At 71.6% G+C, this 25,547-nt stretch carries 25 protein-coding genes; 18 read left to right on the forward strand and 7 right to left on the reverse strand.

Annotated features, from left to right (window positions below; all coding sequences use genetic code 11):
- Positions 1-208: 208 nt before the first annotated feature.
- Complete coding sequence (locus I4Q55_RS21755; protein WP_167384899.1) at positions 209-673, reverse strand: metallopeptidase family protein; 465 nt, start codon at positions 671-673, stop codon at positions 209-211.
- Between the two features lie 79 nt (positions 674-752).
- On the opposite strand from I4Q55_RS21755, the gene I4Q55_RS21760 reads away from it, so the two are divergent.
- The 5 genes from I4Q55_RS21760 to manA all read left to right on the forward strand — a co-directional run bounded on the left by I4Q55_RS21760 (position 753) and on the right by manA (position 5,209).
- On the forward strand, positions 753-1,106 hold the full coding sequence (locus I4Q55_RS21760; protein WP_033261311.1) for a DUF3499 domain-containing protein: 354 nt from the start codon (positions 753-755) through the stop codon (positions 1,104-1,106).
- 81 nt (positions 1,107-1,187) lie between these two features.
- Positions 1,188-2,543, forward strand: a complete 1,356-nt coding sequence (locus I4Q55_RS21765; protein WP_206790101.1) for a phosphomannomutase/phosphoglucomutase — start codon at positions 1,188-1,190, stop codon at positions 2,541-2,543.
- 83 nt (positions 2,544-2,626) lie between these two features.
- Positions 2,627-2,848, forward strand: a complete 222-nt coding sequence (locus tag I4Q55_RS21770; protein ID WP_091317709.1) for a Trm112 family protein — start codon at positions 2,627-2,629, stop codon at positions 2,846-2,848.
- Entirely contained in the window at positions 2,832-3,926 is a 1,095-nt protein-coding gene (locus I4Q55_RS21775; RefSeq protein ID WP_206790103.1) for a hypothetical protein, read from the forward strand. The genes I4Q55_RS21770 and I4Q55_RS21775 overlap by 17 nt, the downstream gene beginning before the upstream one ends.
- A gap of 53 nt (positions 3,927-3,979) precedes the next feature.
- Positions 3,980-5,209 (forward strand): mannose-6-phosphate isomerase, class I, encoded by a 1,230-nt coding sequence (manA, locus tag I4Q55_RS21780; protein WP_206790241.1) that lies wholly within the window; start codon positions 3,980-3,982, stop codon positions 5,207-5,209.
- 677 nt (positions 5,210-5,886) lie between these two features.
- On the opposite strand, the gene I4Q55_RS21785 is transcribed toward manA, so the two are convergent.
- The gene (locus I4Q55_RS21785) at positions 5,887-8,814 is read right to left on the reverse strand and encodes an AfsR/SARP family transcriptional regulator (protein WP_206790105.1); all 2,928 of its coding nucleotides are present in this window, start codon (positions 8,812-8,814) and stop codon (positions 5,887-5,889) included.
- A gap of 143 nt (positions 8,815-8,957) precedes the next feature.
- Here I4Q55_RS21785 and I4Q55_RS21790 point away from each other — a divergent pair, with 143 nt between their 5' ends.
- The 5 genes from I4Q55_RS21790 (at position 8,958) to I4Q55_RS21810 (ending at position 13,209) form a co-directional block, all read left to right on the forward strand.
- Positions 8,958-9,320, forward strand: a complete 363-nt coding sequence (locus tag I4Q55_RS21790) for a type II toxin-antitoxin system RelE/ParE family toxin (RefSeq protein ID WP_206790108.1) — start codon at positions 8,958-8,960, stop codon at positions 9,318-9,320.
- A complete protein-coding gene (locus I4Q55_RS21795) occupies positions 9,317-9,634 on the forward strand; it encodes a helix-turn-helix domain-containing protein (RefSeq protein WP_206790110.1) in 318 nt (105 codons plus the stop codon). Before I4Q55_RS21790 ends, I4Q55_RS21795 begins: the two co-directional genes overlap by 4 nt.
- An 85-nt stretch (positions 9,635-9,719) precedes the next feature.
- The gene (locus I4Q55_RS21800; protein WP_206790112.1) at positions 9,720-10,637 is read left to right on the forward strand and encodes a cation diffusion facilitator family transporter; all 918 of its coding nucleotides are present in this window, start codon (positions 9,720-9,722) and stop codon (positions 10,635-10,637) included.
- A gap of 98 nt (positions 10,638-10,735) precedes the next feature.
- Positions 10,736-12,253 carry an amino acid permease gene (locus I4Q55_RS21805; protein ID WP_206790113.1) on the forward strand — a complete coding sequence of 506 codons (1,518 nt, stop codon included), beginning with the start codon at positions 10,736-10,738 and terminating at the stop codon, positions 12,251-12,253.
- Between the two features lie 269 nt (positions 12,254-12,522).
- Complete coding sequence (locus I4Q55_RS21810; protein WP_206790114.1) at positions 12,523-13,209, forward strand: LPXTG cell wall anchor domain-containing protein; 687 nt, start codon at positions 12,523-12,525, stop codon at positions 13,207-13,209.
- Between the two features lie 51 nt (positions 13,210-13,260).
- On the opposite strand, the gene I4Q55_RS21815 is transcribed toward I4Q55_RS21810, so the two are convergent.
- Positions 13,261-15,519 carry a hypothetical protein gene (locus I4Q55_RS21815; RefSeq protein ID WP_206790242.1) on the reverse strand — a complete coding sequence of 753 codons (2,259 nt, stop codon included), beginning with the start codon at positions 15,517-15,519 and terminating at the stop codon, positions 13,261-13,263.
- A 92-nt stretch (positions 15,520-15,611) separates the two neighbouring features.
- Between I4Q55_RS21815 and ahcY the strand changes: the two genes are divergently transcribed.
- The 4 genes from ahcY to I4Q55_RS21835 all read left to right on the forward strand — a co-directional run bounded on the left by ahcY (position 15,612) and on the right by I4Q55_RS21835 (position 18,261).
- Positions 15,612-17,084 (forward strand): adenosylhomocysteinase, encoded by a 1,473-nt coding sequence (gene ahcY / locus I4Q55_RS21820; RefSeq protein WP_206790115.1) that lies wholly within the window; start codon positions 15,612-15,614, stop codon positions 17,082-17,084.
- A gap of 102 nt (positions 17,085-17,186) precedes the next feature.
- Entirely contained in the window at positions 17,187-17,474 is a 288-nt protein-coding gene (locus tag I4Q55_RS21825) for a toxin-antitoxin system HicB family antitoxin (protein ID WP_206790116.1), read from the forward strand.
- Entirely contained in the window at positions 17,468-17,917 is a 450-nt protein-coding gene (locus tag I4Q55_RS21830) for a type II toxin-antitoxin system VapC family toxin (protein ID WP_206790117.1), read from the forward strand. The genes I4Q55_RS21825 and I4Q55_RS21830 overlap by 7 nt, the downstream gene beginning before the upstream one ends.
- Positions 17,917-18,261, forward strand: a complete 345-nt coding sequence (locus I4Q55_RS21835; RefSeq protein ID WP_206790118.1) for a VOC family protein — start codon at positions 17,917-17,919, stop codon at positions 18,259-18,261. The genes I4Q55_RS21830 and I4Q55_RS21835 overlap by 1 nt, the downstream gene beginning before the upstream one ends.
- A 159-nt stretch (positions 18,262-18,420) precedes the next feature.
- Here I4Q55_RS21835 and I4Q55_RS21840 read toward each other — a convergent pair whose 3' ends face one another.
- Complete coding sequence (locus I4Q55_RS21840) at positions 18,421-19,419, reverse strand: hypothetical protein (protein ID WP_091317693.1); 999 nt, start codon at positions 19,417-19,419, stop codon at positions 18,421-18,423.
- Between the two features lie 247 nt (positions 19,420-19,666).
- On the opposite strand from I4Q55_RS21840, the gene I4Q55_RS21845 reads away from it, so the two are divergent.
- The 3 genes from I4Q55_RS21845 (at position 19,667) to I4Q55_RS21855 (ending at position 21,701) form a co-directional block, all read left to right on the forward strand.
- Positions 19,667-20,242 carry a papain-like cysteine protease family protein gene (locus I4Q55_RS21845; protein WP_206790119.1) on the forward strand — a complete coding sequence of 192 codons (576 nt, stop codon included), beginning with the start codon at positions 19,667-19,669 and terminating at the stop codon, positions 20,240-20,242.
- Positions 20,239-20,988: a hypothetical protein gene (locus I4Q55_RS21850; RefSeq protein WP_206790122.1), complete on the forward strand. Its 750-nt coding sequence runs from the start codon at positions 20,239-20,241 to the stop codon at positions 20,986-20,988. The genes I4Q55_RS21845 and I4Q55_RS21850 overlap by 4 nt, the downstream gene beginning before the upstream one ends.
- A 62-nt stretch (positions 20,989-21,050) precedes the next feature.
- The gene (locus I4Q55_RS21855) at positions 21,051-21,701 is read left to right on the forward strand and encodes a dTMP kinase (protein ID WP_242546497.1); all 651 of its coding nucleotides are present in this window, start codon (positions 21,051-21,053) and stop codon (positions 21,699-21,701) included.
- Positions 21,702-21,794: 93 nt separating this feature from the next.
- On the opposite strand, the gene solA is transcribed toward I4Q55_RS21855, so the two are convergent.
- The gene (gene solA / locus I4Q55_RS21860; RefSeq protein WP_206790124.1) at positions 21,795-22,925 is read right to left on the reverse strand and encodes an N-methyl-L-tryptophan oxidase; all 1,131 of its coding nucleotides are present in this window, start codon (positions 22,923-22,925) and stop codon (positions 21,795-21,797) included.
- Positions 22,926-23,024: 99 nt separating this feature from the next.
- Positions 23,025-23,474 (reverse strand): hypothetical protein, encoded by a 450-nt coding sequence (locus I4Q55_RS21865; protein ID WP_206790126.1) that lies wholly within the window; start codon positions 23,472-23,474, stop codon positions 23,025-23,027.
- A 64-nt stretch (positions 23,475-23,538) separates the two neighbouring features.
- Here I4Q55_RS21865 and I4Q55_RS21870 point away from each other — a divergent pair, with 64 nt between their 5' ends.
- Complete coding sequence (locus I4Q55_RS21870; RefSeq protein ID WP_206790128.1) at positions 23,539-24,507, forward strand: YafY family protein; 969 nt, start codon at positions 23,539-23,541, stop codon at positions 24,505-24,507.
- Here the strand turns inward: I4Q55_RS21870 and I4Q55_RS21875 are convergent.
- A complete protein-coding gene (locus tag I4Q55_RS21875; protein ID WP_206790129.1) occupies positions 24,504-25,289 on the reverse strand; it encodes an IclR family transcriptional regulator in 786 nt (261 codons plus the stop codon). The two genes, I4Q55_RS21870 and I4Q55_RS21875, sit on opposite strands and share 4 nt — an antisense overlap.
- Positions 25,290-25,547 lie beyond the last annotated feature (258 nt).

Raw genomic sequence — 25,547 nt, forward strand, 5'->3', positions numbered from 1 at the left:
AGCCGCCGGCCGCCAGCCGCCGGTTCGCGGGTGACCTGTGGCCGGGTTGCGCTGCCGGCCGCCGGTTCGCAGCGATCCCAGCCCGGCGCCGCCCCTGGCCCCGGCTCTCAAGCGCCCCAATGTGGCCTTCGGTGCGTTGAACGCACCGAAGGCCGCCTTGGGTGCGTTGAACGCACCCAAGGCCACATTGGGGCGCTCGGGACGGGCGCTACTCGCCTTCGATGACGTCCGGCTCCACGCCGAGATACCCCGCCACCTGCTCCACCAGCACGTCGTGCACCAGCTCGGCCAGCTCCGACGGGTCCTTCGCCCGCGCCTCCAGTGGCCGCCGGTACAGCACGATTCGTGCTCTTGTCGGCAGCCCCGTGCGGTCCACGCCCGCCGGGACCAGGCGTGACAGCGGCACCGCGCCGTCGTGCAGTACGCCGTCCGCCGGCGCGTGGCCGTTCTCGCGGACCTCCGGTACGTCGTCGACCGCCACGTCGAGCTTCGTCAGCTCGTGGCGCCAGCGGGCTTCGATCGGCTCCAGCGCGTCCAGCACCAGTGCGTCGAACCTCTCCGCGCGGCTCGCGGCGGCGGGCAGGGTCGCCGGGTACAGCGTCCCGCGCAGGCCCCGGCCGTGCCGGTCCCGCCGCGAGCGCCGCCGCTGTCGGTAATCACGTGCCGTCGCCACGCCCGAAGTCTATGCGGTCGGCACGTCCCAGCGCGTGTCGCTCCTCCAGGCTTGCGGCGACGCGCTATCGTTTCGTTTCGTGCGGAGCGTACGGAAGTGTTCGCGTACTGGCTGTCTCGAGCCAGCTGTGGCCACGCTGACGTATGCGTACAGCGACTCCACAGCCGTCGTCGGCCCGCTGGCCACCGCCTCCGAACCCCACTCGTACGACCTCTGCGAAGCCCACGCGCTGCGGCTGACCGTGCCCAAGGGCTGGGAAGTCGTCCGGCACGAAGGTGCCTTCGCCGCGCCCGACCCGTCGGCCGACGAGCTGACCGCGCTGGCCGAGGCCGTGCGCGAGGCCGGCCGCTCCGACAAACCGGCGCCCGCTCCCGAGCCGGAGGGCCCGTCCGGGCGCCGCGGCCACCTGCGGGTCCTGCCCGGTCGCGCCTGAACGCGTAACCCACTCACCTCGCCGGTAGGCTTTCCGCGCGGCGCAGCGGGCGCCAGTGACGACTATTCGCGGGGAGACGGCGTGCCAGACCTTTCGGGCATCGTGAAGGCCTACGACATTCGCGGCGTGGTCGGCGAGCAGCTCGACGCGGACCTCGTCCGCGACTTCGGCGCCGCGTTCGCCCTGCTCATCAAGCCGGAAGCCCCCTCGGTCGTGATCGGCCACGACATGCGCGACTCCTCGCCGGCGCTGGCCGCCGCGTTCGCCGAGGGCGTCACCTCGCAGGGGCTCGACGTCGTCAGCATCGGCCTGGCCAGCACCGACCAGCTGTACTTCGCGTCGGGCTCGCTGAACATGCCGGGCGCGATGTTCACCGCCAGCCACAACCCGGCGAAGTACAACGGCATCAAGCTCTGCCGCGCCGGCGCGTCCCCCGTCGGCCAGGACACCGGGCTCGCCGAGATCCGCGACACCGTCGAGCAGGGCGTGCCCGGGTTCGAGGGCCAGCGCGGCTCGGTCACCGAGCGGGACGTCCTCGACGACTACGCCGCCTACCTGCGCAAGCTCGTCGACCTGTCGGGCAGCCGGCCGCTGAAGATCGTCGTCGACGCCGGCAACGGCATGGGCGGGCACACCGTCCCGACCGTCTTCGCCGGGCTGCCGATCGACGTCGTCCCGATGTACTTCGAGCTCGACGGCAGCTTCCCGAACCACGAGGCCAACCCGCTCGACCCGGCGAACATCGTCGACCTGCAGGCGAAGGTGCGCGAGGTCGGCGCCGACGCCGGCATCGCCTTCGACGGCGACGCCGACCGCTGCTTCATCGTCGACGAGCGCGGCGAACCGGTTTCGCCGAGCGCGATCACCGCGCTGGTCGCCGTCCGCGAGCTGGCCAAGGACCCGGGCGGCACGATCATCCACAACCTGATCACGTCCAAGGGCGTCCCGGAGATCGTCGCCGAGCACGGTGGCAAGCCGGTCCGCACCCGCGTCGGGCACTCGTTCATCAAGGCCGAGATGGCCCGCACCGGCGCCATCTTCGGCGGCGAGCACTCCGCGCACTACTACTTCCGCGACTTCTGGCGCGCCGACACCGGCATGCTGGCGGCGCTGCACGTCCTCGCCGCGCTTGGCGAGCAGAGCGGCCCGCTGAGCGAGCTGACCAGCGCGTACTCGCGCTACGCGGCCTCGGGTGAGATCAACTCCACGGTCGACGACCAGGTCGCGAAGATGATGGCCGTCAAAGACTCCTTCGGCACCCGCTCCGGCGTCGAGATCGACGAGCTGGACGGCCTGACCGTGCAGCTGCCGGGCGGCGCCTGGTTCAACCTGCGCCCGTCCAACACCGAACCGCTGCTGCGGCTGAACGTCGAGGCGGCGAACGCCGAGGCCGTGCAGGGGCTGGTCGACGAAGTGCTCGCGATCATCCGCAACTGACCGTCCCGGAGAAGGGCGCGCCGGGGCCGAACTGTGTCCTGAAGTGCTCTTCACCACAGTCCCCCGCGTGGTATGGAGGAACCATGGCCATTACGCTCGACGCCCAGCTCCTCGAGATCTTGGCGTGCCCGTCGCCCGATCACGCCCCGCTCCGGCCGGGCGCGCCGGACGACCCCGAGGCCGACGCGCTGACGTGCACCGAGTGCGGTCGCGTGTACCCGGTCCGTGACGGCATCCCGGTGCTGCTCCTGGACGAAGCGACCCTTCCCGGGGAACACGGGAATTCCGATGCCGACAGTGCTTGACGACACGCTGCTCGACGACCCCGCGCGGCTGGCCGAGGCCGACAGCGCGGGGTTGCTCCGGGCCGCCGCGATGGCGGGCGCCCAGGTGCGGGCGACCGCCGAGCTGGCCGCGGAGCTGGAGCTGTCCGACCGGCTCGACATGGGCCGTCCCCGCGCCGTCGTGCTGATCGACCGCCCCGGGGTGAGCCGCACGCTCACACGGCTGCTGGCGGCCCTGCTGACGCCGTCCTGCCCGGTGCCCGTGGTCGTCGCCGAGGTGGTGCCGAGCTGGATCGGCGCGCTGGACGTCGTGTTCGCGCACACCGACGACCCGGGTGACCGCGAGCTCGCCGCCTCGCTGGAGCGCGCCGCCCGCTACGGCGCCTCGGTGGTGCTTTCGGCGCCGTCGGAAGGTCCGGTGGCGGCCGCCGTGGCCGGCAAGGGCATCCTGCTGGCGCCGCGCATCCCGGTGCCGCCGGAGCTGGCGTTCCCGCGCGGCCTGGCCGCCGGGCTGCTCACCGCGAACGCGCTGGGCCTGCTGATCTCCGACGTCGAGGTGCTCGCCGACCAGCTGGACCTCGAAGCCGAAAAGGACTACCTGGCCCGGGAGTCGTTCGCGAACCCGGCCAAGGCGCTCGCGCTGCGCGTCGCCGACCGCGTGCCCCTGCTGTGGGGGCTGGACCCGGTCGCGGTCGCCGTCGGCGAACACGCTGCGCACGCGTTCGCGGCCCACGCGGCCACGGTGTGCGACGTCGAGGACTATCGTCAGGCCCTGGCGCGCCCCGCATTGCGGCGGGCGGCGCAATCAGGTGGCGCGGAGCGTGACATCTTCGCCGATCCGGACGATCCCTCTGGTGACATCCCCACCCGGGTGCTGCTGCTCTCGGTGCGGACCGGTCCGGCCACGGACGCGGCGCGCTACCAGGCCGAGGATCTGCTGCCCGGCGCGGACGTCATCGCGCCGGCCGAGGAGATCGAGGCCGACGAAATCGTGCGGGCCGCGGTGCTGGCACTGCGGTTCGAACTGGCGGCGGTCTATCTCGGGCTGGCGGCGGGCAGCATCGGCGGCGCGGGCCGCTTCGCGCCCGCGACGGCGTGAGACCCGCCTAGCACCGGCCTGGCCGGTGCCGAAGGAGTGGAGTTGAGGTGACAGTGGAGCTGCTGCGCAATGCGGTGCGGCCCTACGCCTGGGGATCGCGGACGGCGATCCCCGAGCTGCTGGGCCGTCCGGTACCCGCGCCGCACCCCGAGGCCGAGCTGTGGATGGGTGCCCACCCGGGTGACCCGTCGCACGTCATCGGCCCCGACGGGACCGAGCGGAGCCTGCTCGAGCTGGTGGACGCCGACCCGGTGACCCAGCTCGGCGAGCGCTGCGCGAAGCGGTGGGGCGGGCGGCTTCCGTTCCTGTTGAAGATCCTCGCGGCGGAGGAGCCGCTGTCGATGCAGGCGCACCCGTCGGCGGCCCAGGCCGCGGAGGGGCACGCCCGCGAGGAGCAGCTGGGCATCCCGCGGGACGCGCCGAACCGGAACTACCCGGATCCGACGGCGAAGCCGGAGCTGGTGTGCGCGCTGACGGAGTTCCACGCGCTGGCGGGGTTCCGCACCCCGGACCGCACGGTGAAGCTACTGAAGGCGATCGAGACGCCGGGGCTGGCGAAGTACACCGGCCTGCTGGAGGCCCAGCCGGACCCGGACGGGCTGCGCGCGCTGTTCACGACGTGGATCACGCTGCCGCAGCCGTCGCTGGATTCGCTGCTGCCGGAGGTGCTCGACGCGTGCGTCCGGCACGTCCAGGAGCACGGCGAGTTCGCGGTCGAGTGCCGGACGATCCTGGAGCTGGGCGAGGCGCACCCGCGCGACGCGGGCGTGCTGGCGGCGTTGTTGCTGAACCGGTTGACGCTGCGCGCGGGCGAGGCGATCTACCTGCCGGCGGGCAACCTGCACCTGTACCTGCACGGAACGGCCGTGGAGATCCTGGCGAACTCGGACAACATCCTCAGGTGCGGTCTGACGCCGAAGCACGTGGACGTGCCGGAGCTGCTGCGAGTGGTGGACTTCGCGTGCGGCGAGATGCCGGTCCAGTGCGGGGACGTCGGCGGCCGCATGGCGGTGTACCGGACGGACGCGCCGGAGTTCGAGCTGTCCCGCGTCGAGTGGGCTTCCGGTCAGGACGACGAGATATCGGTCGACAGCGTCGGGCCCCAGATCTTGCTGTGCACAGCGGGTGACCTGCTGGTGACGGCGGACGACGGCGAGAAGGTCGAGCTGAGGCGCGGCCAGTCGGTATGGCTGCCGGCGGCGGACCCGCCGGTCCGGGTCCGGGCAGTGGGCGGCGAGCGTGCCCAGCTGTTCCGAGCGACGGCCGGCACCTGCGAGGACTGACCCGCACCTGAACCCCGTCCCGGCCGGTCGTGTCACGCGGCCGGCCGGTGGCTCGCGCATGCCTGGAGGGGCGGCCTGCGTCTCTGGGCGGTCGGCTCCCGAACCGACGGTCGAGTCACGCGAACCGACCGTCCGGGTGCGTCGGCCGACTGTCCGGGTAAGCGGGGCGACTGTGTGGGTGCGCGGCTGGCTGTGCCGGTGCGGGCGGGGTCGCGGGATTTCTGTGTGCGTTCCGTGTGGCGGCGTCCGCCACGATCTACACCAAGGGGGGACCCTGGTGCGCTGATGCGCGCCGCCGGGTCCGCTGGGGGTGGCGCCGGTCGGATACGCCCGGCGTCCCATGGGCTGCAGGTGGTGCCGCGAGGGGGCAGCACCACCTAGGCGGCCCACCCGGCCGGCGGGGCGAGGCAGGTGGTGCGGTGAGGGGCAGCACCATCAGGCCTCGCCCGTCAGGCCGGGGCGGCGCGGGGGCGCCCGTTCAGGTCTGGCCGGGAAGGTGGCTTGGTGAGCCGAGCTGGGGAGGGCTTGGTGAGCCCGGCCCGCCAAGCTTGGCCGGCGAGCGCGCTTGGCGAGCCAGGCCGGGGAGGGGGCTCGCCAAGCCTGGCCGGTGAGGGGGTGCCTGCCAGACCAGCCGGGGAGGGGCGCGCCTGGCAGGCCCGCCCGGCCGCAGAACCTCCTCAGGCCGGCTCGGTCAGGGCGAGCAACGCCCGCCGCAGCGCAGCCGCGCTGGCGTCGCGGGGGTTGAGCAGCTCCGCCGCCTCCGCTTCCGCCTCTGTCGCCGCCTCCGCGTCGCCCACCGCGACGTGCGCCCGGTGCAACACCAGCCACGTCAGCCCCGTTGCCGCCCTGCCGCCCATCGATCGGAACTCGTCCAAGCACGCTCGCAGCACCGGGATTGCCTGGGCCGCCCGCCCCGAGCCGATCCAGGCCGCCGCCAAGGCCCGGGTGCACGACAGCTCTCGTGGTCGCTCGTCCAGCTCCCGCGCCAGCGAACGGGCTTCCTCGAACGCCGCCGTCGCGTCCGAGCGTGCGCCCGTTGCCGCCGCTATTGCTCCGAACGTGCGCAACGACTTCGCCAGCGCCGAGCGCGCCATCGTGCCGCGCAGCAGGTCGACCGACTCCGTGATCGCCGCCACCGCGCCGGCGTCGTCGCCCGTCAGCAACGATGACCACGCGAATCCGTGCAGTGCCTCGCCGATCACCCGGGCGTCTCCGCTCGACCGGGCCGCTGCCAGGGCCTTCCCGTCCACTTCCCGGGCCTCGACGATCCGGCCCAGCCGCAGCAACGCCGCCGACTCCGCGGCCCGGACCCAGCCCAGCTCCGCCGCCGATCCGTCCACAGTGAACAGTTCGTGCGCGTGGGCCGCCGTCGCCAAGGCCTCTTCCGCGCGGCCCAGGCCGATCAAGCAGTGCGCCAGGTTCGCCGACACCCACGCGTGCGTCCGCCGGTCGCCGAGGGCCTCCAGCTCCTTGGCGCACGCGCGATAGCGGACCGCCGCCTCCGCGTACTCGCCACGCGCGTGCCGCAGCAGCGTCAACGTCGCCTCGGCCACCGTCGACAGCGGTGGTTCCGCCGCCAGCACCGTTTCGTACGCCGCGCGCATGTCGGCGTACTGACCGTGCAGGTACAGGTAGACGCCGAGGCGGTCGAGCAGCAGCAGGGCGTCACGCGGGCCCAGCACGCCGATGAGCAGCAGCAGGTTCGCCCGCTCGGCGGCGAACCAGTCGTCCGGCCGCGCCAGCAGCCGCTCCACCAGGTCCCGCGGCAACGGCTGCGCGGGCGGCTCGTGGGCCGGGGACGGCATCGGCACCGTGCGCGGCAACCGCGCCGCCGCCGCGTCGGCGAGCGCCAGCGTGGCCGCCAGCACCGTCTGGACACCGGAGCTGGGCGCCGGGTCGTCGAGCTCCGCCGCGTACAGCCGGACGAGGTTGTGCATCCGGTAGCGGCCTTCGCCCGTCTCGTCCGCTCCGCGCGCCTCCAGCAAGCTCGCTTCGACGAGCTCTTCGACGGCCTCGTCCGGGTCGTCGATCAACGTCGTGACGGCCCACGACGGCAGGTCGGCGAGGCGGCACCGGCCGAGCAGCCGGAACGCGCGCCGCGCCGGCGGCCGCAGGCCTTCGTAGCTCAGCGCGATGCTGCTGCGGACGGCCAGGTCGCTGACGGTCAGCTCGTCGAGCCGGCGGACCTCGTCCTCCAGCCGGTCGGCCAGCTCGCCGAGCCGCAGGTGCGGGCGGATGGCCAGCCTGCTGCCCGCGATCCGCAGCGCCAGCGGCAGCCGCGCGCACGCCGTGATGATGCGCTCGGCGTCGGCGCGTTCCCGCGTCACCCGCGCCCCGGCGAGCCGCTGCAGCAGCTCGGCGGCGTCGACGCCGGACAGCGGACCGACGGCCAGCCGGTGGGCGCCGGCCAGCCCGCTCAGCCGGCGGCGGCTCGTCACGAGCACCGCGCAGCCCGGCGTGCCCGGCAGCAGCGTGCGGACGTGCTCCGGGTCGACGGCGTCGTCGAGCACCACCAGCACCCGCCGGTCGGTGAGCCGGCCGCGGAACACCGCCGCGCGGGCCCGCACGTCGTCCGGCACGGCCGGGCCGGGGACGCCCAGCGCGCGCAGCAGGTCGGCCAGCACCTCGCCGATTTCGCGACCCGCCAGCGGCACGTACAGCTGGCCGTCCGGGAACCGCGCGCGCAGCCGGTGTGCGGCGCGCACGGCGAGCGTGCTCTTCCCCGCGCCCGGCTCGCCGCTCAGCACCGCGACCGGGACGCCGTTGCCCGCGCCGAGCACGCCGGTCAGCTCCGCCAGCTCGGCGTCGCGGCCGGTGAAGTCGCCGATGTCCGGCGGGAGCTGGCACACCGGCCACACCGCCGGCGGCAGCCGCGGCACGGGGTCTTCGCCGCGCAGGACGGCCGCGTGCACCCGGCGGGCTTCCGCGCCGGGCTCGACGCCGAGTTCCTCGATCAGGGTTTTCCGCAGCCGCCGGTAGACCTCCAGCGCGCTGCCCTGCTGCCCGGCCCGGTGCAGCGCGATCATCAGCTGCGCGGCCAGCCGTTCGCGCAGCGGGTGCTCGGTGATCATGGCCCGCAGCTCGCCGGTGAGCTCCCCGTGGCGGCCGGCGGTGAGCTCGGCGTCGACGCAGTCCTCGAACACGGCGAGCCGCTCGGACTCCAGCCGGGCGACGTCGGCGTCGAGCCGTGGCACGTGCAGCCCGGCCAGCACCGGACCCCGCCACAGCGCGAGCGCCCGCCGGTAGTGCCCCGCGGCGACCACCGGATCCGTGGCCCGCCGCCCGTCGGCGACGGCGGCCCGGAAGACAAGCAGGTCGAGCTCCCCGGGCTCGACGTGCAGCCGGTAGCCCGGCGGGCCGTGCTCGACCCGGAGACCCTCGATGCGGTCGCGCAGCCGCGAGAGATACGTGTGCAGGTTGGACGTGTACGACTTGGGCGGCCCGTCCGGCCACAGCGCCTCGACGAGCACGTCGACGGGGACGTGCTGGCCGGCGTTGAGCAGCAGCACGGCCAGCAGCGTGCGCTGCCGCTCACCGCGCAGGACCGCCCACCGGCCCGGCGGGCTTTCGACAGCGAGCGGACCGAGCACGGCGAAGTGCGCCATGTCACCTTCCCGGTAGTGGCCGACAGGAAAAACCACGGTAGCGAAGGGGTACGACAGAACCGGCGACCGCGTTCCCGCGGTCGGGACGGCCGCGCCTGGTGTTCGTCCGTTCGTGTTGGTATAGTGATGGCTATACTCGCGCGGTGGCAGGTCAAGACTGGGAAATCTATGTCGTCGACGAAGTCCTCGAGTGGATCGAGCAGCTGGACGACCCGACGCACGCCCGGGTCGTCCAGGCGATCGACGCGTTGTCCGAAGGCGGCCCCGGGCTCGGTCGGCCGTTGGTCGACACGATCGTCGGTTCGAAGATCCAGAATCTCAAGGAACTGCGGCCGGGAACCGTTCGCATCCTCTTTGTCTTCGACCCTTGGCGGTCCAGTGTCCTGCTGGTCGCCGGAGACAAGGCCGGCCAATGGAACGCCTGGTACCGGGAAGCGATCCCGCTGGCCGAGGACAGGTACGACCGTTATCTGAAGGAACGTCAGGCAGAGGAGGGCCGAGCATGACGGAGTATGCGCGTTGGAAGGACGTCCGCGCGGCGCACGTCGAGCGTGCCGGTGGCGAGGCGGCGGTCGAGGCTGGCAAACAGGAGCTTCTTGCCGCGGTCCAGGGGCATCGCCTCGCCGAAATCCGCCGGAGCCGCGGCCTGACCCAGCAGCAGCTGGCCGAGCGGATGGGCGTCACGAAGGGCCGGGTGTCCCAGATCGAGCAGGGGCAGATCTCCGGCTTCGAGGTGCTCGCCCGCTACGCCGCCGCTTTGGGTGGCCGCCTGCACCAGGCGATCCATTTCGAGGACGGTGACATCGCCGCCATCGCCTGAGCGATTCTCCGGCCGGTGACGACCCGAGAGGACCGCTCCCACTAGGCTCCACCCGGACATTTCAGGACCTACCAGGGGAGCGGTCGTGTCAGCTGGAGGCGGAACCAAGGCGATTCTCGCGGCACTCGGGGCGAACGCCGGGATCGCGGCGGCGAAGTTCGTCGGCTTCCTCGTCACGGGGTCGTCGTCGATGCTGGCCGAGTCGGTGCACTCGCTGGCCGACACCACGAACCAGGGCCTGCTGCTGATCGGCCAGAAGACGTCGAAGCGGGCAGCGGACAAGGACCACCCCTTCGGCTACGGCCGCGACCGGTACTTCTACTCCTTCATCGTCGCGCTGATGCTCTTCACTCTCGGCGCCGCCTTCGCGATCTACGAGGGCATCCACAAGATCAGCCACCCCGAGCCGCTCGAATCGCCGATCGTCGCGGTGGTCATCCTCGTCGTCGCGATCCTGCTGGAGAGCTACAGCTTCTACACCGCGATCACCGAGTCGAAGAAGGTCAAGGGCGACGCCACCTGGTGGGGCTTCATCCGCCAGGCCAAGGAGCCCGAGCTGCCCGTCGTGCTGCTCGAGGACGCCGGCGCGCTGCTCGGCCTGGTCTTCGCGCTGCTCGGCGTCGGGCTGTCGATCGTCACCGGTGACCCGGTCTGGGACGGCGTCGGCACCCTCGCGATCGGCGCGCTGCTCGCCGTCATCGCGATCATCCTCATCATCGAGATGAAGAGCCTGCTCATCGGCGAAGGTGCCAACGAGGGCGTCCTCGCGACGATCGTCGACGAGCTCGCCGCGGGCAAGGTCGAGCGCGTCATCCACATCCGCACCCAGTACCTGGGCCCGGACGAGCTGCTGGTCGCGGCGAAGCTGGCGCTGGTGCCGGGGCTCGACACCGCCGAGGTGGCGACGGCCATCGACGACGCCGAGGCCCGCGTCCGCGCCAAGGTGCCGGTCGCCCGGCTGATCTACCTCGAGCCGGACCTCGACCGCAGCCTTGCGCAATAACCGAAGATCCACTTCGTGACCTTCGGCAAGCCGTCACCGGTCTGACCCGATAGGGTGACCTACCGCGATACATGCAGGCCAGCCGCAGGAGGTCAACGGTGCCCGGAACGGGATTGTGGCGCACTAAAACGATCGAACAGTCCATTGCGGACACCGACGAGCCGGACACCAAGCTCCGGCGGAACCTGAGCGCGTGGGATCTCACGGTTTTCGGTGTCGCGGTCGTCATCGGCGCCGGAATCTTCACGCTGACCGCGCGCACGGCGGGTGACTACGCCGGTCCGTCGGTTTCGCTCGCCTTCGTGTTCGCGGCGATCGCCTGTGCGCTGGCGGCGCTGTGCTACGCGGAGTTCGCGTCGACCGTGCCCGTCGCGGGCAGCGCGTACACGTTCTCCTACGCCACCTTCGGCGAGTTCATGGCGTGGATCATCGGCTGGGACCTGATCCTCGAGCTCGCCGTCGGCGCGGCGGCGGTGTCCAAGGGCTGGTCGGTGTACCTGGAGACGGTGCTCGGCTACCTGTTCGGCAAGGGCACCAAGACGACGTTCGACATCGGGAGCGTCACCGTCGACTGGGGCGCGCTGCTCGTCGTGGCGATCCTGACGGTCCTGCTGGCCGTCGGCACGAAGCTGTCTTCCCGGGTGTCCATGGTGATCACCGGGATCAAGGTCGCCGTGGTGCTGTTCGTGATCATCCTCGGCCTCTTCTACATCAAGGGCGCCAACTACACGCCGTACATCCCGCCGGGCGAGACGGGCGGGGCCGGCCAGACCGGCGTCGACCAGTCGCTGTTCTCCCTGATCGCGGGCGGCGCGAGCAGCTCGTTCGGCGTCTTCGGCCTGCTGGCCGGCGCCTCGCTGGTGTTCTTCGCGTTCATCGGCTTCGACATCGTCGCGACCACCGCGGAGGAGACCAGGAACCCGCAGAAGGCCGTGCCGCGCGGGATCATGGGCTCGCTGGCCATCGTGACCGTGCTGTACGTCGCCGTGTCGCTCGTGGTCGTCGGCATGACGTCGTACAAGGACCTCGCGACCAAGGCGGGCGACGGCAGCCACAAGACCCTCGCCACGGCGTTCTCGGCGAACGGCATCGACTGGGCGGCCAACATCATCTCCTTCGGCGCGCTGGCCGGCCTGACCACCGTCGTCATGGTGCTTATGCTGGGCCAGGTCCGGATCATCTTCGCGATGTCGCGTGACGGCCTGATGCCGCGCGGCCTGGCGAAGACTGGCGAACACGGCACGCCGATGCGCGCGACGCTCATCGTCGGCGGGCTGGTCGCGGTCGCGGCCGGGTTCTTCCCGGCGGACAAGCTCGAAGAAATGGTGAACGTCGGCACGCTGTTCGCGTTCGTGCTCGTCTCGGCCGGCGTGCTGGTGCTGCGGCGGACGCGGCCGGAGCTGCCCCGGGCGTTCAAGGTGCCGCTGGTGCCGCTGATCCCGATCCTGGCCATCGTGGCCTGCCTGTGGCTGATGCTGAACCTGACCGTGCTGACCTGGCTGCGGTTCCTCGCCTGGATGGCGCTGGGCGTGGTGCTGTACTTCGCGTACAGCCGCCGGCATTCGCTACTCGGCAAGCGGCAGGCCGAAGAACCCGAGAAGGTGCCCGAAGCCTGACTTGCGCGGTAAAAGCCCCGCCCGCCTGGATGCCCAGGTCGGCGGGGCTTTTTGCGTTTGGTTGCGTAATGCGAGGTTACGACTTGATCAAGAGGATCTTGCGATTCGTGTGCAAAGAGGGACCCCGTGTAAGCGGCTGGGTGACGTGCGATACCTTTCGATCCTTCGTGCGCCACTGACGGGTGAATTACAGCCGCGTGATTACACGCGCAGTGGCGCCACGCTCCCCCGATTTTGCCGTTCTTCCCCCGTTCGGTACTGGAGAACTCATGCGCAGACGTTCCTTCCGCGGCGCCGTGGCGGTCATGGCGCTCACCACCGCTGCCCTGATCGGGACCGCTGGTTCCGCACTGGCCTGCTACAGCGACGACACCCGTCCCAACCCGACGCCGGGCAAGCCGACGCCCTGTGCCGACGGCAAGGTCCTCGACCAGAAGGACGTTGTCTTCGAGCTGACGAAGAACAACACCCGGCTGAACATCAAGTCGGTCAACGAGGGTGTCACGGTCACCCGCATCGTCGTCGTCGGCGGCGACGACGGCTTCAACGACTACACGCCGGGCAAGAAGAAGCTCGACAAGAACGCCCCGTGGAACGACCTGCGTGCGCCGTTCAACTACAACGGCACCCAGCCGAAGATCGACAAGTGGTTCCTGTGCGGCTCGAAGACCACGAAGCCGACCGAGCCCACCACCACGACGACGGCGCCGACCAAGCCGTCGAAGCCGACCGAGACCACGAAGCCGAGCACCCCGGCGACCTCGGAGACCTCGGCCTCGCCGACCAGCACCACGGCCGCGGCCGTCGTCCCGGCGGGCAACGAGTCGGGCACCGGTGGCGGCCTGGCCAACACCGGTTTCGACAACAGCTGGCTGATCTGGGTCGGCGCGCTGTTGCTCGCCGCCGGTGGCGGCCTGCTCGCGCTGCTGAAGTTCCGCCGCAAGGCTTCCGAGTGAAGCTGAGCTAGTCCCCGGTCGAAGGCCCCTCGCTCCGCGCGCGAGGGGCCTTCACCGTTTCGGGGGGAAGTCCCCGAACAGCGAGCCCTGCTCGCCCCAGGACGGCTTGCCGAGGCCGGCGGCCATCGCGACGGCGTGGTCCCATTCGGCGTCGGCGACGTAGTCCTGGTGCCGGAGCACCCCCGGCGCCCAGCGGTGCCGCCCGGTCGGCCCGCGCAGCGGATCCGGCAGCCAGTGGTCGCCCCCGAGGATCAGGACGCCGTTCTCGTCGGTCGTCGCCGAGACCGGGCCGCAGCCGCCGCCAGGGAGGAAACCGACGCCGTGCAGCCGCCGGTCGGCGACCGAGTGCCGCCAGGTCGTCACGCCGCCGCCGAAGATGTCGGTGCCGCGGCACAGGGCCCGCCAGCGGCCGTCGAGGTCGGCGAAGAGCTTTTCCAGCGCTTCCTGCGGCAGCAACGCGGGGAAGGCGCGCTGGTAGCCCCACTGCAACGGCGAACCGGCGGTGAGCAGGCCGACGCGTTCGAGGTCCGCCTTCGGCAGCTCGGCCGCCAGCCGGGCGGCCGCCATGAGCGTGAGCAGGCTGCCGAGGTTGTAGCCGGAGAGCACCACGCGCGTGCCGGGTTCGGCGAGGTGCTCACGCGCCCGCGCGGCCAGTTCCGGGACGACCTTCAGCGCGTAGCACGGCGGGACCGTCGGGTGCGCCGCACGCGGCCAGAAGCAGACCAGGTCGGCCAGCGCCCCGAGGTGACGGCTGCGCTGCGGCGTGCGCGCGGCCGTGTAGACCACGCGCAGTAGACCCGCGGCCAGCGCGCCGAGCGCGACCACGCCGATCGCCGACAGCGGGCCGAACCAGCCGGGGACCAGCCCGAACCCGAAGCGCAGCACCAGCAGGGCCGCGCCGCCCGCGGACATCGCGCTCGCCACCGCCAGCGCCAGGTGGTGCAGGTGCCGCCGTTCCCACGCGGACCGCGCCCAGGCCGCCGCGGCCTCCGCCTCCTGCCGTTCGTCGTGCTCCATCAGCTCGACGATCTCGGGGATGCCCCGCCGCAGCCGCCGCAGCGGGACGGCGACCGCGAAGCCCAGCACACCGAGCACCGCGGCCAGCGCCAGCCCGGCGCCCCACAGCACCGTGACCAGCAGATACGTGTCGGGCACCCGCAGGTGCTCCGCGCCGGAAAGCCGCCGGAGCGCTTCGGCGAGACCGGCGCCGAAGCCGCCGCCGAGCAGGCCGGCGAGCGCGAGCACCGGCGCGGCCGCCCAGCCGCCCATCCACGGCCGCAGCCGCCGCGGCTTGTGCTTCCAGCCGGGCCGGGCCAGCAGCGCAGCCGGGGCGAGGAACAGCGCGAACAGCACGGTGACGGCGACCAGGGCCGCGCCGAGGCCCTCGACGACGCCGTTCGTGCCGGGCAGCGGACCCGCACCCGGCCTGAGCCGGACCGCGGCCACGACGACGAGCAGGGTCGCGAAGGTGAGCACGCCGGGCCGGGCGAACCGGCCGGTGTCGACGCCGATCGCGGCGGCGACGACCGCGGCGAGCACCACGGCCAGCGTGATGATCCAGACCACGACGTCGACCGTGCCGGCCGGCACCCGGAACGGCCCGCCGAGCAGCAGCAGCGCGACCGAGGCCAGCGCCGCGACGGTGTGCAGGCAGCGCAGCGCCGGCGTCTCGGGGTCGGCCCGCATCCGCAGCGGGCCGCCGGTGAGGTCGCCGTCGGCGTGCACCGCCCAGGTGGCGCTGGAAATCCGGTGCAGGACGAAGATCACGACGAGCAGCGGCAGCACGCCGAGGGCGATCCGGGCGGCCGTCGCGCGGAGCGCGTCGGGGATCACCGGCAGGCAGCCGGACCCGGGCGCGAGGCACTGCGCGGCGAACAGGTCGAGCGCGATCGCGGCGAGCTGGCCCATCAGCAGCATCGTCAGCAGCAGGGCGCCGACGCGCAGCAGACCGCGGCAGACGGCGCCGAGGACGCGCGGGAGGCGGCGGCCCGGCGGGACCGGGGGCAGCATCCAGAAGGCGACGTTGGCCAGGGAGAACGGGAACAGCAGCGCCCAGGTGGCCTTCGCGGCGCCGCCCGAGGTCATGCCGTGCCAGAGGTAACCCTCGAGGGTCCGCGGGATCGACCGGCCCAGCGCCGGCAGCACCGGCCCGGGTGCCGGGCGGCGCAGCCGGTCCGCCGGGCGGATCACGCGGCCCAGTCCGTCGCCGGCGACGTCGACGGTCGCAACCGCGTCGAGCAGCGTTTCCCCGCTGGTGCCCACGAGCCCGGCGACGCGGATTTCCACGACGCGGGTGTCCGGGCCGGGCATGGGCACGGTAAGGGCCTCCTAACACTTCTAGGGACAGTCGAGCGGACAACGGTAGTGTTCGGGTGTCATCGAGTCTTGGAGGAATCGCCACTATGACCCCCGAAAGCGTTGCCAAGCGGCACGAGACCCGCAACGGCATCGAGTTCGCCGTCGCCGACCTCGAGGCCGCCGAGTTCGGCCGCAAGGAGATCCGCCTCGCCGAGCACGAGATGCCGGGACTGATGGCGCTGCGGCGCGAATACGCGGAGGTCTACCCGCTGCGCGGGGCGCGCGTCTCGGGCTCGCTGCACATGACGGTGCAGACCGCGGTGCTGATCGAGACGCTGGTGGCGCTGGGTGCCGAGGTGCGCTGGGCGTCCTGCAACATCTTCTCGACGCAGGACCACGCGGCCGCGGCGGTCGTCGTCGGCCCGCACGGCACGACCGAGGAGCCCAAGGGCGTCCCGGTGTTCGCGTGGAAGGGCGAGTCGCTCGAGGAGTACTGGTGGTGCACCGAGCGGATGCTCACCTGGGACGGCGAGGGCCCGAACATGATCCTCGACGACGGCGGTGACGCCACGATGCTGGTGCACAAGGGCACCGAGTACGAGAAGTCCGGCGTCGTGCCGACCCCGGACGAGAACACCTCGGACGAGTTCCGCGTGTTCCTCGAGTTGCTGCGCACGTCGGTCGCGGCCGACACGGGCAAGTGGACGAAGATCGGCGAGGGCATCCGCGGCGTCACCGAGGAGACCACGACCGGCGTCCTGCGCCTGTACCAGCTCGCGGCGGCGGGCGAGCTGCTGTTCCCGGCGATCAACGTCAACGACGCGGTGACGAAGTCGAAGTTCGACAACCGCTACGGCATCCGCCACTCCCTGATCGACGGCATCAACCGCGGCACCGACGTGCTGATCGGCGGCAAGGTCGCGGTCGTGTGCGGGTACGGCGACGTCGGCAAGGGCGCGGCGGAGTCGCTGCGCGGCCAGGGCGCGCGGGTGATCGTGACGGAGATCGACCCGATCTGCGCCCTGCAGGCGGCGATGGACGGCTACCAGGTCCGCACGCTGGAGAAGGCCCTGCCCGAGGCCGACATCGTCATCACGACGACCGGCAACAAGGACGTCGTGCTGGTCGAGCACATGGCGAAGATGAAGCACCAGGCGATCCTGGGCAACATCGGCCACTTCGACAACGAGCTCGACATGGCCGGCCTCGCGCGCTACCCGGGCATCCGCCGCGTGAACATCAAGCCCCAGGTCGACGAGTGGGTGTTCCCGGACGGCAAGAGCATCCTGGTGCTCTCGGAGGGCCGGCTGCTGAACCTGGGCAACGCGACCGGCCACCCGTCGTTCGTGATGTCGAACAGCTTCTCGAACCAGGTGATCGCGCAGATCGAGCTGTTCACCAAGTACGAGGAGTACGACAAGGAGGTCTTCCGCCTCCCGAAGAAGCTGGACGAGAAGGTGGCGAAGATCCACCTGGAGGCGCTCGGCGGTGAGCTGACGAAGCTGACCAAGGAACAGGCCGAGTACATCGACGTCGATGTCGAGGGACCGTTCAAGCCGGAGCACTATCGGTACTGAGTTCTTGCTGGTCAGGGCCGCCCCGAAAGTGTTCGGGGCGGCCCTTTGTATTGCGCCCTGAAACAGTGATAGCACGAATGGGTGACGTGTTATCATTGAGTGGTGAAGCAGTTGATCACGAGGATCGACGACGAGCTGCACGCCCGGCTGAAGGCGCTGGCGGAAGCCGAAGGGCGCAGCATGAACGACCTGGTCACGGAAGCGTTGAGGGGCGTTGTGGCGAAGACCGAAACCCGCGCGGAGTGGAAGCGGCGAATGATCGCCGAAGGCAGGGTCGTGCACGTGGAGCCGCCGGCTCGCGTGCCGACCCTCGATGAAATCGAAGACCTGTCCCGGGGCTGGGGCACGGCTGTGAGCGAAGCGCTCGACTGGACCCGAGGGGAGTGGTGACCGTGCTGTACGTCGACACCAGTGCGCTGGTCACCGCTTATCTGCGGGACGAGCCGGAACACGATAAGTTCCGCGAGCTGTTGCTCGAAGGTGATGCTCCGATCTTGAGCAGCGACTTCACCCGTATCGAGTTCGCCGGCGCCATGACCGCGGCCAAGCGGACCGGCCGGATCCCCGACCCGGCGGCGGTGATGGCGCACTTCGATCACCTCGCCTCCCCGGACGGGGATCTGGTGCTGATCCCGTTCAACCCGGACCGGGTGATTCCCGCCGCGCGACGCCTGGTCACCGAGAACTACCCGGTGCGCACCCTCGACGCGATCCACATCGCCGTCGCGATGCACTCCACGGCCGAGCTGACCGCCGGCGGACCGGTCACCTTTGTCACCCGCGACGAGCGTCAGGCCGATGCCGCGAAGGCGAACGGCTTCGAGGTGTTGTGATGGTCGACCTGATGGCAGGCATCGCCGTGCTCGACTACGAGCGGGCGCTGGCCTGGTACGAGAAGCTCTTCGGCTCGCCGCCGACGTACGTGGTGAGCGAGACCGAGGCGTTGTGGGAAGTCACCGAGCACGGGGCCGTCTTCATCGAGCGACGGCCGGAGCGGGCCACGGGGCATGCCATGCACGTCCTGTTCGTCGGTGATCTGGACGAGCGCGTCGCGGCGATTTCCGAGCGGGGCATCGAGCCCGCCGAGCGGGAGACCTACGACAACGGCGTGCGGAAACTGCTCTACCGCGACCCCGAAGGAAACGAGATCGGCATCGGCGGCGGACCCGGCCACTAGCGAGATGCCCGCCCAATCACGCGAGATGCCCGCCCAATCACGCGAGTGACGCGGCCAATCACGCGAGCCGCACCCCGGCCGCGAGCCGACCGTGCGCAACCAGGCATCACACGTGACTGGGCGGGCCTCACGCGTGATCAGCGGGGCATCAGACCCGGCTCAGTTCCACTCCACCGCGACCCCGGCCAGCCCCGGCCCGGCGTCGCTGAAGAACGCGCTGCTCACCCCGCCCATGTCGCACGCCAGTTCCTCCGCCACCACCGGCAGCGCGTCGTCCCGGGCCCGCACCTGCCGCGTGCACCGGGCCGGCAACGCGTTCCGGTCGAAGCGCAGCTGCACCAGGTAACTCGCGCAGCGGTCCCGCAGCATCCGGTAGTACCCCGGCGACGCCGATCCCGAGTCGTCGCGGACCTCGAAGCAGAACACGTGGATGTCGCCCTCGGCGAGCTTGCGGTCGAACAGCAGCTCCGTCGCCATCGTGTCCGCGTCCGGGTTGCGGCGCATCCGCCCGACCCGGCAGCCCTCGTCCGTGATCAGCTCGACGTCGTCGATGCGGCAACCCGGGTCGCCGTTGTACACCGTCAGGTACCGGTCCGGCCCGTGGCGTCGCGCGCGCGTCACCAGCCGCGTACGCAAGCTCACCTGGCGGTGCTCCGCGTCGAACGTGATCGTGTCGTGGACCGACAGCAGCTCGAGGTCCGCGTTGTAGTGGTTCGACGACGGGTACGCGCCCAGCTCGGCCAGCAGGTCCTCGACGATCGACCCCATGTCGCCGGAACGCAGGTCGTGGAACGACGCCGCCGGCTGGTGGCCGCGGCGGACCAGCCGGGGCCCGATCAGCACCACCAGGGCGTCCGCCGGCAGCTGGAGGACCGATTCCAGCGCCCGGACCGCCGGCAGCGCCTTCGGCACCTCGGGCTGACGCAGCCCGCGTTGCCAGTAACTCAGCGTCGACTGTCCGATTTGGACCCCGCGCAGCGCGAGGTGCGCGCGCAGCCGGGCCAGCGACAGCCCGCGGTAGGCGATCGCCAGCCGGAGGGCGTGGTGGAACTCGCCGGTGCGCAGGGCCTCGGTCAGCTCTTTCGGCAGTTCGGCGACCGATGCCCGGGTCGTGCGGGCGCCATCGATGATCAGTGGGAGGTTCCCGTCTTGTACCACCGCTCGTCCCTTCACCCGACCAGTGTGTGCGCTGGGCGTGAACACCGCGGAACGTTCACGGTAGCAGCGTAGAGTGGCCGTGCCGACCCCCGTTCAGGGTGGTTGGCCTCGTTGAGGTGAGCGTTCCGCGTTCCGGTTGTCCCCCGGAACGGTCCGTTCCTCCGGATGGCGTTCTTGCTCCTTGTGACCGCGTTGTTCACCGTTGTGACCACCGCTGGTTCGCCCACTCCTCCACAGGAGGCCATCTGTGCTGGTGAAGTCGAGCCAGGTCCACGCCGTACTGGCCGTGAGCCTGCTGTTGTGCCTGGTCGCGCCGGCCTCTGCCGGAGCCGCGCCCGGAGTGCCGTCGACCTACCGGAACCAGATCGTCCTGCAGCTCCAGCAGAAGAACCAGTGGTGCTGGGCCGGCGCGGGCAACACCATCGCCGCGTTCCACGGCGCCGTCGTCAGCCAGACGGAGTTCTGCCGGCTCGCGCACGGCGAAACCGGCGCCGACTGCGCCAACCTCCCCGGCACGCTCGCCGACCCGCAGCGTGCCTTCGCCCGGCTCGGCTTCAGCTCGCCGGGCCGCTACCTCGACCGCCGCATCTCCTACGCCGACGTCCGGACGCAGACCGCGGCGGACCGGCCGGTCGAAACCCGCGTCGGCTACCGCTCGGGCGGCGGTCACGTCCACGTCCTCTACGGCTACGACACCCGCGGCGACTGGGTGTTCTGGGGCGATCCCGGCCCGGCCAAGCGCTACAACTGGTCGACCTACGGCTACTACACCCAGAACCCGTCGTTCACCTGGACGCACACGCTCACCGGGATCGCCCGATGAGCAGGCGGGCGCTCGTGCTCGCCGTGCTGACCGGCGCGGCGCTGCTGATGACGGCTCCGGTGTCAGGCGCGGCCCAGGCCGCCGGCATCAGCAGCGCCGACGCCTTCGCCGCGCACCGCGCGGCCGTGGGGTTCCAGGACGTCCTGGTCCGCTTCTTCGCCCAGGCGCCGGGCGCCCAAGGGCCGGTCTCGGTGCAGATCGCGCCGGACGCCTACCCCGTGTACGAGCTTTCGCCGGACTTCGTCGCGGGCAAACCCGGCGCGGCGCCGGGTGATTTCGCTTACTTCGCGATCCCCGCGCGCGCCTCCGACGGCCGGACCGCGACGCTCTGGTCGGTCCGCGGCGCGGACGGCACCTGGCAGGTCGGCAACATCGCCTCGGGTGACGTCGAGGGCGAGTACGCCCGGAAGCTGCCCGCGGGCGCCCAGTTGCTGCACGAACCGCAGGTCGACGCCTGGTACGCGGTGGACGGCAGCCGGGTGACGTCGCTGGCCGACGGCAAAGCGGTCGACGGTTACCAGCGGATCGTCGAGGCGCGGTACGCCGACAAGCTCCCCGGCTCGGCCTACGCCCGCGACGGCGAGGCCGGCGGCTACGACCCGACGTCCCAGGTGATGCCCCGCGGCGACGGCGGCCCGGCGCCGTCCGGCCACGACACCGGCTGGGTGCCGCTGCTGATCCTCGTCGGCGTGCTCGCGGTCAGCGGCGCCGGCTACGTGCTCCACCTGCGGCGCCACGCCGCCTAGACGAACCGGCGGGCGCGGCGTCGATCCCCTTCCACCGAGCCCGCCGGTCCACCACCGTTAATCTGACCCGCGTGGGTCGACTGGTGGTCATCGAAGGGCTCGACGGCGCGGGCAAGCGCACGCTCGCCGACGGGCTGACGGCGCAGCTGAGCGCGAAGGGCGCGAGTGTCGCGTCGCTGGCGTTCCCGCGCTACGGCAAGAGCGTGCACGCCGACCTCGTCCGCGAAGCACTGCACCGCGGGCACGGCGACCTCGCCTATTCGGTGTACGGCATGGCGATGCTCTACGCCCTGGACCGCAGCGGCGCCGCGGACGAGATCCGCGCCCTGCGGGACGTCCACGACGTCGTCCTGCTCGACCGGTACGTCGCCTCCAACGCCGCGTACGCGGCCGCGCGCCTGCGGCAGGACGCGGCCGGCGAAGTCGTGAAGTGGGTGTGGGAGCTGGAGATCGACCGCTTCGGCCTGCCGCGGCCCGACGCCCACCTGCTGCTGCGCGTCGCCCCGGCGGTGGCGGCCGAGCGCGCCGAACGCCGGGCGGCGACCGAAACGGACCGGGAGCGCGACGCCTTCGAGACCGACGACGGCCTGCAGCGGCGGTGCGCGGCCGTCTACGACGAGCTGGCCGCGTCGGGCTGGCTCGCACCGTGGCACGTCTTGGACGGCGTCTCGGGTGTGGACCTCGAAGCGCTGGCGAAGACGCTGCTGAGCTGACCAGCTCAAGCGCCCCAATGTGGCCTTCGGTGCGTTGAACGCACCGAAGGCCACATTGGGTGCGTTGGACGCAACCAAGGCCACCTTGGGGCGCTAGGGCAGTAGCCGGGCCGGGTCGAACTGCGCGATCGGGTGCGCCGTGGCGCCGTCCACCACCAGGTCGGCGAGGATTTCGCCGATGACAGGGGCGAACTTGAAGCCGTGGCCGGAGAACCCGCACGCGAGCAGCACCCGCTCTTCGGCCGGGTGCGGGGCCAGCACGAAGCTCTCGTCGGCGGTGTCGGTGTACATGCACGTCGCGGCCCGGAGGAACGCGCCGGGCAGCGTCGGGAGGTGCCGCTTCACCACGGACGCGATCGCGTGCACCTCGTCGCCGGACACCACCCGGTCGATGCCGTCGGGCGTGCACGTCCGGCCGCCGCTGTGGAACGCGACCTTGACGCCGTCCGCGGGCGCGTTGTGCGCCGGGAAGCCGTAGAACGTGTAGCCGTCGCCTTCCCAGATGTAGACGGGGTGTTCCCGGAACGGCGCGATCCCGCCCGAGGGGGCGAACCAGTACTGCACCTGCCGCCGGACCGTGAAGGCGACGCCGAAGCCGTGCAGCAGCTCGCCGGCCCACGCGCCGGGGCACAGCACCAGGCGGTCGGCGGTGTAGTAGTTGTGCGACGTCCCGATGCGCACCCCGCCGGCCGTGGTGCTCCAGGTGAACACCTTCTCCTCGTGGTGCAGTTCGGCGCCGCACCGCGCGGCGAGCTGCAGGTGCGCGGCAACGCTGCCTTCGGGCGACACCAGTCCGGCGCCCGGCTCGTACAGCGCGACTTCGCCGGGAGCCGGCGCCATGGTCGGGAACCGGCACCGGATTTCCGCCGCGTCCAGCAGTTCGTGCGGGATGCCGAACGCGCGAGCCGACGCCACGCTGCCGGTGATCGTCCGCGAGTCCGGCGTGCCGACCATGATCCCGCCGCAGCGGGTGAACAGCCGCCGCCCGCTGTCGCGCTCGAGGCCGTCCCACAGCTCGTGGGCCCGCAGCAGCAGCGGCACGTACTCGGGGCCCTCGAGGTACGCCTGGCGCGTGATCCGCGAACCGCCGTGGCTCGACCCGCGGTTGTGCACCGGCGCGAACTGGTCGACGCCGAGCACCCGCTGCCCGCGCCGCGCCAGCCGGTACGCCGCGGCGCTGCCCATCCCGCCGAGGCCGACGACGATCACGTCGTAGTGCGTCATGCCGCCTCCACAGTGGACAGCGCCGCGGCGTGCCGTTGCGCCTTCAGCAACAAGGTGCGTCATACGCGACGCGGTGTCAAGCGCCCGAACCGGTGCCCCTCAGGCGCGGGTGAACTCCATGACCCAGTTGCTCTCCCAGGTCTTGCCGCCGTCGGCGGAGAACTCCTGCTCCCACCGCGCGGAGGTGGCGGTGATGTCCGACCAGATGAAGTGCGCCTTGATCGGCTTGCCCTCGTGGGTGTCGTCGCCGTAGAAGTCGCCCCGGCCGTCGGTGAAGGTGCCCACCACCGGCGGATCGAGCCGTCCGGTGCGGCTGTTGGCCCAGTAGATCGACCATTCCTTCCGCTCGACGTCGAACAGGCGCAGGGTGAAACCGCGGAAGCCGCGGTCGGGGAACCGGATCTCCTCGGTGTTGCCGCCGCCGTCGAAGAGCGGCGTGCAGGTGGTGGTGCCGGCGAAGGTGTCCCAGGTGTCGCAGCCGGAGAACAGCGACTCGAGCCGCCGGTTGACGACGGTCCAGGAGCCGATGAAGAAGTCGAAGTCGTTCATGGCGGTGATCCTGACGGGCTACCACTGACATCTTTTGTCAGTGGTAGCTGGCAGACTTCGCCGGGTGCGCGCGAGCCGGCTGGTGTCCCTGCTGTTGCTGCTGCAGAACCGGGGGCGGATGAGCGCCGCCCGGCTGGCGGCGGAGCTCGGCGTGACCGCGCGGACGGTGTACCGCGACGTCGAAGCGCTCGCGGCGGCCGGCGTCCCGATCTACGCCGAAGGCGGCCCGGACGGCGGCTACCAGCTGATGGACGGCTACCGCACCCGGCTCACCGGGCTGACCGAGGGCGAGGCCGGGTCCCTGTTCCTCACCGGGCTGCCGCAGCCGGCCGCCGAGCTGGGCCTGGGCGCGCAGGTGGCCGCCGCGGAGCTGAAGCTGATGGCGGCGCTGCCGACGCCGTACCGGGACGCCTCGGTGCGGATCCGGCAGCGGTTCCACCTCGACGCGCCCGGCTGGTACCGCGAAGCGGACCCGGTGCCGCAGCTGCTCGCGGCCGCGGAAGCGCTGTGGCAGGACCAGGTCGTCGAAGTCCGCTACCGCCGCTGGTCGCCGACGCCCGGCGTCGTGACGCGGCGGCTGCACCCGCTCGGCCTGGTCCTCAAGGCCGGGGTCTGGTACCTCGTCGCGGGGCCGCGGCCGCGCACCTACCGCGTCGGCAACATCGAGCGGCTGCGGACCCTCGACGAGCACTTCACCCGGCCCGAAGGCTTCGACCTGGCCGGTTTCTGGCGCGCGCACGTCGAACGCTACGAGGAGAGCGAAGACGGCGAGACGGCGCTCGTCCGGCTTTCCGCGAAGGGAGTCGCCGCCCTGCCGGACGTCCTCGGCCCGCGGGCGGCCCGGCTCGCCGCCCGCACGCTCGAACCGGCGGACGCCGAAGGCTGGCAGCGCGCGAAGATCCCGCTGGAAAGCGTGCCCCACGCGGCGGCCGGGCTGCTGCGGCTCGGCGCGGACGCGCAGGCGCTGGCACCCGCGGAACTGGTGGCGCACCTGGGAACCACGATCCGCGCGATGGCGCGGCTGTACCCCTAGTCCCGGAAGTAGCCCAGCTGCGCGGAAAGTTCCTCCGCCGCTTCGGTCATCGGCTTCACGATCTGCTTCACGCGCTGCTTCGAAAGCCGGTACGACGGCCCGGAAGCGCTCATCGCGGCGATGACGTCCCCGCCCGGGCCGTGGATCGGCACGGCGACGGCGTGCATGCCGAGCTCGAGTTCTTCGTAGCAGGCCGCATAACCGTCTTCGACGACCCGGTCCAGCTCGGCCAGCAGCTCGTCCGGCTCGACCGTCGTGCGCGGGGTGTACTGCTCCAGCTTCCGCTTCAGCACCCGCTTGCGGTCGGTTTCGCTCATGTACGCCAGCAGGATCTTGCCGCTCGAGGTCGCGTGCAGCGGCGTCCGCTGGCCCGTCCAGTTCTGCGTGGTGATCGCGGCCGACCCGCGGGCCTGGCTGATGTTGATGGCGACGCCGTCGTCGGCGATGGCGATGTTCACCGTCTCGCCCAGTTCCTCGGCCAGCGCCAGGCAGCTCGCCCGGCCCAGTTTCGCGAGGTCCATGCGGCCGGTCGCGGCGCCGGCCAGCCGGACGATGCCGAACCCGATGGCGTACTTCCCGCGTTCGCCGAGCTGCTCGACCAGGCCTCTCGTCTCCAGGACGCTGAGCAGGCGCGACGCCGTCGACTTGTGGACGCCCAGTTCGCCCGCGATCTCGGTGATGCCGGTTTCGCCGTTGCGCGCGAGCAGTTCCAGCACGCTGATGGCCCGGTCGACCGATTGCACCTGGCTCTGAGTTGCGTTGCCCGAGTCCTGGTTCCGCATGGCGCAACGGTATCCGTTTCGCGGCGTTCCTATCGGCTGAGTGGGCGAATCTCTTGACGAGGGCGACCGCAAGGCCGGATTGTTGCGCAGGAGGCACAGAGTCTCACTATGCGCAACTTTCACGCACTGGCCGGGCATTTCGCCAGTCGTTGCCCTGAGCCCTTCCCGCAGGTCCGTGGAGGCCGCGCCGGAATCCCGGCGCGGGCCCCCCCCGCCCGCCACAACCCCCCCGGACCGCCCCCCGCCGGGGCCGGGGAC

The sequence above is a fragment of the Amycolatopsis sp. MtRt-6 genome (genome assembly GCF_017308975.1).
Lineage (GTDB): Bacteria > Actinomycetota > Actinomycetes > Mycobacteriales > Pseudonocardiaceae > Amycolatopsis.

Excerpts from the sequence above, each read along its gene's own strand:
- I4Q55_RS21770 (WP_091317709.1), top strand. The coding sequence starts at position 2,627 with ATGGCCATTACGCTCGACGCCCAGCTCCTCGAGATCTTGGCGTGCCCG.
- I4Q55_RS21875 (WP_206790129.1), bottom strand. The coding sequence starts at position 25,289 with ATGCGGAACCAGGACTCGGGCAACGCAACTCAGAGCCAGGTGCAATCG.
- I4Q55_RS21810 (WP_206790114.1), top strand. The coding sequence starts at position 12,523 with ATGCGCAGACGTTCCTTCCGCGGCGCCGTGGCGGTCATGGCGCTCACC.
- I4Q55_RS21775 (WP_206790103.1), top strand. The coding sequence starts at position 2,832 with ATGCCGACAGTGCTTGACGACACGCTGCTCGACGACCCCGCGCGGCTG.
- I4Q55_RS21785 (WP_206790105.1), bottom strand. The coding sequence starts at position 8,814 with ATGGCGCACTTCGCCGTGCTCGGTCCGCTCGCTGTCGAAAGCCCGCCG.
- I4Q55_RS21815 (WP_206790242.1), bottom strand. The coding sequence starts at position 15,519 with ATGCCCGGCCCGGACACCCGCGTCGTGGAAATCCGCGTCGCCGGGCTC.
- I4Q55_RS21850 (WP_206790122.1), top strand. The coding sequence starts at position 20,239 with ATGAGCAGGCGGGCGCTCGTGCTCGCCGTGCTGACCGGCGCGGCGCTG.
- I4Q55_RS21795 (WP_206790110.1), top strand. The coding sequence starts at position 9,317 with ATGACGGAGTATGCGCGTTGGAAGGACGTCCGCGCGGCGCACGTCGAG.
- I4Q55_RS21865 (WP_206790126.1), bottom strand. The coding sequence starts at position 23,474 with ATGAACGACTTCGACTTCTTCATCGGCTCCTGGACCGTCGTCAACCGG.
- I4Q55_RS21835 (WP_206790118.1), top strand. The coding sequence starts at position 17,917 with ATGGTCGACCTGATGGCAGGCATCGCCGTGCTCGACTACGAGCGGGCG.
- solA (WP_206790124.1), bottom strand. The coding sequence starts at position 22,925 with ATGACGCACTACGACGTGATCGTCGTCGGCCTCGGCGGGATGGGCAGC.
- ahcY (WP_206790115.1), top strand. The coding sequence starts at position 15,612 with ATGACCCCCGAAAGCGTTGCCAAGCGGCACGAGACCCGCAACGGCATC.